Genomic DNA, 6,009 nt, shown 5'->3' with positions numbered 1-6,009 from the left:
TAGGGGGGGGGGGGGGGGGGGGGGGGGGGGGGGGGGGGGGGGGGGGGGGGGGGGGGCGGGGGGGGGGGGGGGGGGGGGGGGGGGCCGCCCCCCCCCCGCCGCGGGGGGGGGGGGGGGGGGGGGGGGGGGGGGGGGGCCCCCCCCCCACGCCTCCCCCGGTCCCCAGCGCCCCTGGTTGGACCAGCACCCTCGGCCGGACCAGCACCCCCGGCTAGACCAGCGCGCTCCAGTACGGGCAGCGGACGTACGGCAGCGGCGGCGCGCAGCGGTCGACGCTCCCGGACAGCACCGGGCCCCGCTCCGAGCGGGCCACTCCGGGCGAGCTCGCCGTCAGCCCGGCCTCGCCCGACTCGCCGAAGCGCAGCTCCAACCGGTAGCCGTCCGGCGTGGCCGCGGCGACGCCCGGGCGGTCCCGGCCGGCGTTCAGCGAGGTGATGGTCCAGCCGCGCCGCCGCCAGTGCCGCTCCACCACGTCCGCCAGCGCCGCCCGTCGGGACAGCGAGACGACGGTGAGGAGGTCCCGGCCCCGGGTGACGTACCAGAGCAGCTCCGACTCGCGCCCCGGCAGCGGCAGTCGTGCCCCCGCCCGCGCGGGCGCCCCCTGCCAGACCGGCGCCGGACGGACGGCGTCCAGGGTGTCCTGGAGCAGCGTCTCGCAGCGTTCGGTGGCGTCGAGTTGGTCGATCGTCACCTCCGGCCCCGACTCCGCCCCCGGCTCGGACTCCGACCGCCGGACCGGCGCGACCCGCGCACCGCCGGGGCGGCCGGGGCCGCCGCCGCCCGGGCATCCGACGTTCAGTTCGGCACCACCTGACTGCACAGGGCCCTCCGTACTCCCCCGGTGTTCAACCCGGGCCGGCATTCCGTCACTGCTTGGACGGCGGGCGGGTACGGGCAGTTCCCCTCCCGGTTCCGTCCCTCACCGTTCCCACACCTTCAAAATGCACTGCACGGTGCAGCTGAATCACTGATCTGCACTGTGTAGTTTACTTCCCGGGCCGACCGGCCGGGCCGGACCAGCCCACCGGCCGCACCCGGCAGGCCTTCTGACCCGCCGTCCGACCCAGCCATCGAGAGGACCCGCCATGCCCGTCATCACCGTCGGCACCGCCCGCATCCCCTACCGCGTCGTCGGCGACGGCCCCGACACCCTCGTCCTGGTGCACGGCACCGGCCCCGGCTCCGCCATGTGGGACGGCCTGCTGGACTCCTTCACCGACCGCTGGACCGTACTGCTGCCCGACCTCTCCGGCAGCGCGGCCGCCGAGGACGACGGCGGTCCGCTCGCCCTGGAGACCCTGGCCGCCCAGGTCGCCGCCGTGATCGAGGACGCCGGCCGCGGCCCCGCCGACGTCCTCGGCTTCTCCCTCGGCGCCGTCGTCGCCACCGCGACCGCCGCCCTGCACCCCGGGCGGGTCCGCCGCCTGGTCGCCGCCGCCGGCTGGATCAGCGCGGAACAGGACGAGTACCTGCGGCTCTCCATGGCCACCTGGCTCTCCCTCGCCGACCACCCCGCCGCGTTCGGCGGCTACGCCACCCTCACCGCCTTCAGCCCCGGCTTCCTCGACCGGATCGGGCGCGCCGCCGTCCAGGCCAACACGGCCTACATGCGGCCGACCCCGGGCACCCTGCGGCACATCGCCCTCAACCTCGGCCTGGACCTCGGCCCGCTGCTCCCGCGCGTCCAGGCCCCTGCCCTGGTGATCGGCTGCCGCCAGGACGCCACCGTCCCGGTGGAGAACGCCCGCAGGCTGCACGCCGCCCTGCCCGGCAGCGCCTACGCCGAGTTCGACACCGGCCACATCGTGCTCGCCGAGCAGACCGGGGCGTTCACCGGCGCCGTCCGGGACTTCCTCGTCGCCGCGTGACCGCCCGCCGCACGACCGCCCGCTGAACGCCGACCACCGGGAGGGAGCGAACGGCGGCGCGCGGGCGGCCCGTCCGGCGGGCGCGCACGGCCCGGGCGACCGGCGCGTGGAGCACACCGTTGCCCGAGAGGCAAGCCCTGCTCCAGAAAGGCCGATTACCGCGCATGGTGATCCTTATCGAATTGACTGAACGTCAACTTCAAAGGTGAGACTGCCTTGTCAGCAACATTCGCAAGGAGACCACCATGCGCATACTCTTCACCGGCCCCGCCGCGGCCGGTCACCTCTACCCGATGGTGCCCACCGCCCAGGCGCTGCGCGCCGTCGGGCACGAGGTCCTGTTCGCCACCGGGCAGCCCGTCGAGCTGATCCGCTCCGCGGGCTTCCCCGTCGCCCAGGTCGGCGACGGCCGGGGCCTGCGGGAGATCATCGAGGAGGGTCTCGGCGGCAAGGTCCAGTACGTCAACCGGGACAAGACCCAGGAAGAGATCCTCGACATGGCGGCCGCGATGTTCGCGCACGCCTCCCGCCCCGACGTGGACGGCCTGCTCGCGGTCGCCACCGACTGGGGCGCCGACCTGATCGTCCACGACTCCTTCGCCGCCGCCGGCCCGCTGGTCGCCGCCCAGCTCAAGATCCCGTCGGTGGTGCAGAACTTCGGTGCCAGCCCCGGCCGCCCGATGGCCGACCTGGTGGCCTCGCACGTCTCCGACCTGTACGAGGAGCGCGGCCTGACCGCTCCGGGCGTCACCGCGGTGCTCAACCTCGGCCCGCTCGGCGGCGACCCGGACGGCCTGCCGATGCGCTACGTCCCGTACAACGGCGGCGGCATCGTCCCGGGCGAGTTCCTCCGCAAGCCCGAGCGCCCGCGGGCGGTCGTCACCCTGGGCACCGTGCTCGCCGAGATCGACGGCGTCCGCGCGGTGGTCCGCCTGGTCGAGGCGGCGGCCGAGGTCGACGCCGACTTCCTGCTCGCGGTCGGCAACGCCGACCTCGCCCCGCTCGGCACCCTGCCCGCCAACGTCCGCGGCCTGCCCTGGGTCCCGCTCAACGAGCTGCTCGGCCGCGCCGACGCGCTGATCCACCACGGCGGTTCGGGCACCATGCTGACCGCCCTCCAGGCCGGCCTGCCCCAGCTGCTGCTCCCCCAGGGCGCGGACCACTTCCTCAACGCCGACGCCATCACCGCCACCGGTGCCGCCCTGAGCTCCACCTCCGAGGCCGTCGACACCCCGCTGCTCACCCGTGTCCTCACCGACGCCGCGCTGCGCGACGCCGCCCACCGCCTCCGGGCCGACAACGCCGCCCTGCCCACCCCGGCCGCCCTGGTCCCCACCCTGGAGGACCTCGCCGCCCGCCGCTGATCCCACCCCTGCCGCCAGTGGCCGTACCGCTCACGGCCGTACCCGCTCACAGCGGTGCGGCCACCGGCGGTGCGGCCGCCGGCGCGTCGGCCCGGGGCAGCAGGAGCGGCGTGGCGAGGATGAGCAGTCCCGCGACCGCGAGGGCGGCGCGCGGTCCGGTGGCGGCCGCGAGCAGCCCGCCGAGCGCGGTGCAGACGGCGATGGACGCCTGCTGGCCGATCGACCAGGCCGACAGGGTGCGGGCGACCAGGTGCTTGGGCGTGCGTTCGAGCCGGTAGGTGGCGAGCACCGGGTTGAACAGGCTCATGTTGACGATGATCGCCAGCTCGACGGCCATCACGGTGACCAGGCCGACCACGCCGGGGCGGACGAAGGCCAGGCCGATCAGCCAGACGGCGCGCAGGGTGCCGACGGTCCGGAACACCCGGTCCCGGCCGTGGCGTGCGACGACCCGCCGGGCCAGCCGGGAGCCGATCAGCCCGCCGAGGCAGGGGGCGGCGAAGGCCAGGCCGTACTGCCATGGGGCGAAGTGGAGTTGGCGGAGCAGGAGGACGGCGAGCACCGGCTCGGTGGCCATGATCAGGCCGGAGACGAGCATGTTGTTGAGGTAGAGCGCCCGCAGACCGGGGTCGCCCAGGATGTGCCGCCAGCCGTCGAGCACCGCGCCCGCCCGGACCGGGTTCCCGCCGGTCCGCCGAGGCGTCTCCTCCCGGCCGCGGATCGCGGTGATGCTCAGCGCGGAGAGCAGGTAGCTGAGCGCGTCGGCCACCACGGTGGTGACCGGCCCGAACCGGCCGACCGCCGCCCCGCCCAGCGGCGGACCGATCGCGATGGAGCTCCAGTTCGTGGACTCGAACCGCGCGTTGGCCACCAGCAGGTCGTCCGGCCGGACGAGAGCCTTGAGGTAGGCGCCGCTGGCCGCGCCGAACGCGATCCTGGCCGCGGCGACCACGATCGAGACCACCAGCAGCTGGACGAAGCCCAGCCCTCCCAGGGCGTACGCGACCGGGATCGACGCCATGGCCGCGAACCGGACCAGGTCCATCGCGATCATCACCGGGCGCTTGCGCCGGAACTCCACCCACGGCGCGAGCGGCACCGCGATCAGCGCGCCCACCGCCGGCCCCACCGCGGACAGCGCGGACACCTCGGCCGGTCCGGCGCGCAGCACCAGCACGGCGATCAGCGGCAGCGCCCCGAACCCCAGCCCGGACCCGTACGCGCTCACCGCGTACGCCGCCCACAGCCAGCCGAACCGCCGGCCCAGCCGTTTCCCACCCGTCATGCGCGGTGCGCTCCCCTCGACGTCCCGACCCCGACCGGACAAACCGGAGTTGACCGGTGAGAGCCAACCGGGAGGCACCACGGCCGGTCAAACAACCGTTTCGCCCACCCCGCACAACCACAGGTTGTTCTCTACAGTGGATCGGCGTGGACCTCGAAGCAGTGCGCACCTTCGCCGCCATCGCGGAAGCCGGCCAGTTCCAGAAGGCCGCCGTCGACCTGTCGATCACCCAGCAGGCCGTCTCCAAACGCGTCGCCGCACTGGAGCGCGACCTCTGCGTGCGACTGTTCACCCGCACCCCGCGCGGCGCCGAACTCACCATCGACGGACAGGCGTTCCTGCCCCACGCCCGTGAACTGCTGCGCGCCGCCGAACGCGCGGTCGCGTCCGTACGGGCCGGCCGCCGCCCGCTGCGCGTCGACGTGCTCAACTCGCGCGGAGCCGTCTCGGGCCTGATGCGCGACTTCCACCGCGCCCACCCGGACATCGACCTCGACGTGCTGATGCTGCACGACATCGAGACCGCCGTCGCCGCCGTCCGCTCCGGCGCGATCGACGCCACCTTCCGTGCCGTCGCCATGCCCGGCCGGCCGCTCCCCGAGGACATCGCATCCGTCCGGGTGCTCGACGAACCGCTCCACCTCCTCACCGGCCCCGCCCACGCCCTGGCGGGCGCCAGGACGCTGACCGTCGCCGACCTGGTCGGCCACCGGATCTGGATGCCCGGCATCGTCCCCGGCACCGAGTGGGGCGCCTACTACGCCGACCTCGTCGCCGAGTTCGGCCTCACCATCGAGGCCACCGGCCCCAACTTCGGCTCCGACGCCCTCCTCGACACCATCGCCGACACCCCGGCCCTCGCCACCTTCATGAGCGAGCGGACCCGCCTCGTCTGGCCCGCCGCCCACGGCCTGCGCCGCATCCCGGTGACCGACCCGACGCCCGTCTACCCCCACTCACTCCTCTGGCACCGCGACAACCCCCACCCGGCCCTCCCCGCCCTCCGGGCCCACCTCGCCACCGCCGCCCCCACCCCCGGCACCCCCGGCACCTGGACCCCCGCCTGGACCCACCCCCACTGACCGCCCCGACCGGCCCCGGACAACGCGAAAGCCCCAGGCCACTGGCCTGGGGCTTTACTGCTGGAGCGGGCGACGAGAATCGAACTCGCGCTCTAAGCTTGGGAAGCTCATGTTCTACCATTAAACTACGCCCGCCCGATGAGCCGTCAGAGACCGCTCGATCCAGTGTCACTGTACCCCATTCGCACCGGTGGTTGCACAGGGGGTCGGTGGACGTGGCGGAGCCGGGTGGGGCGGGTGTGGAGGCGTACTGTGTGGGCCGCGCGCGAGTGCTCCGGTGGGTGGGGGCCGAGGCGGCGAGCCATGGTGAGGAATGTCCGGAACATCCCCTAATGTGACGCTGTCCCGGGGCTCGGCCGTCGGGGCGAGCGCGTACGGGTGAGTACTGGGTTAGGGATGGGAAGGGGATC

General features: G+C 74.6%; 5 protein-coding genes and 1 tRNA gene. 3 read left to right on the top strand and 3 right to left on the bottom strand.

Annotated features, from left to right (window positions below):
• Positions 1-211 precede the first annotated feature (211 nt).
• Positions 212-691 carry a hypothetical protein gene (locus tag ACFVU7_RS25425; RefSeq protein ID WP_074001845.1) on the bottom strand — a complete coding sequence of 160 codons (480 nt, stop codon included), beginning with the start codon at positions 689-691 and terminating at the stop codon, positions 212-214.
• Between the two features lie 394 nt (positions 692-1,085).
• Here ACFVU7_RS25425 and ACFVU7_RS25420 point away from each other — a divergent pair, with 394 nt between their 5' ends.
• Together ACFVU7_RS25420 and ACFVU7_RS25415 are read left to right on the top strand one after the other, a co-directional pair.
• Positions 1,086-1,868 carry an alpha/beta fold hydrolase gene (locus tag ACFVU7_RS25420; protein WP_074001846.1) on the top strand — a complete coding sequence of 261 codons (783 nt, stop codon included), beginning with the start codon at positions 1,086-1,088 and terminating at the stop codon, positions 1,866-1,868.
• Positions 1,869-2,113: 245 nt separating this feature from the next.
• Entirely contained in the window at positions 2,114-3,232 is a 1,119-nt protein-coding gene (locus tag ACFVU7_RS25415; protein WP_380775759.1) for a nucleotide disphospho-sugar-binding domain-containing protein, read from the top strand.
• A 46-nt stretch (positions 3,233-3,278) separates the two neighbouring features.
• Here ACFVU7_RS25415 and ACFVU7_RS25410 read toward each other — a convergent pair whose 3' ends face one another.
• Positions 3,279-4,517 (bottom strand): MFS transporter, encoded by a 1,239-nt coding sequence (locus tag ACFVU7_RS25410; RefSeq protein ID WP_388047291.1) that lies wholly within the window; start codon positions 4,515-4,517, stop codon positions 3,279-3,281.
• A gap of 146 nt (positions 4,518-4,663) precedes the next feature.
• Here ACFVU7_RS25410 and ACFVU7_RS25405 point away from each other — a divergent pair, with 146 nt between their 5' ends.
• Positions 4,664-5,599 (top strand): LysR family transcriptional regulator, encoded by a 936-nt coding sequence (locus ACFVU7_RS25405; RefSeq protein ID WP_388047289.1) that lies wholly within the window; start codon positions 4,664-4,666, stop codon positions 5,597-5,599.
• A 61-nt stretch (positions 5,600-5,660) separates the two neighbouring features.
• Here ACFVU7_RS25405 and ACFVU7_RS25400 read toward each other — a convergent pair.
• Positions 5,661-5,734, bottom strand: a tRNA-Gly gene (locus ACFVU7_RS25400).
• Between the last annotated feature and the right edge of the window lie 275 nt (positions 5,735-6,009).

Origin of the sequence: Kitasatospora sp. NPDC058046, assembly GCF_042885595.1 — a bacterium.
Classification (GTDB): Bacteria; Actinomycetota; Actinomycetes; order Streptomycetales; family Streptomycetaceae; genus Kitasatospora.
This window is presented reverse-complemented; position numbering and strand designations above follow the sequence as displayed.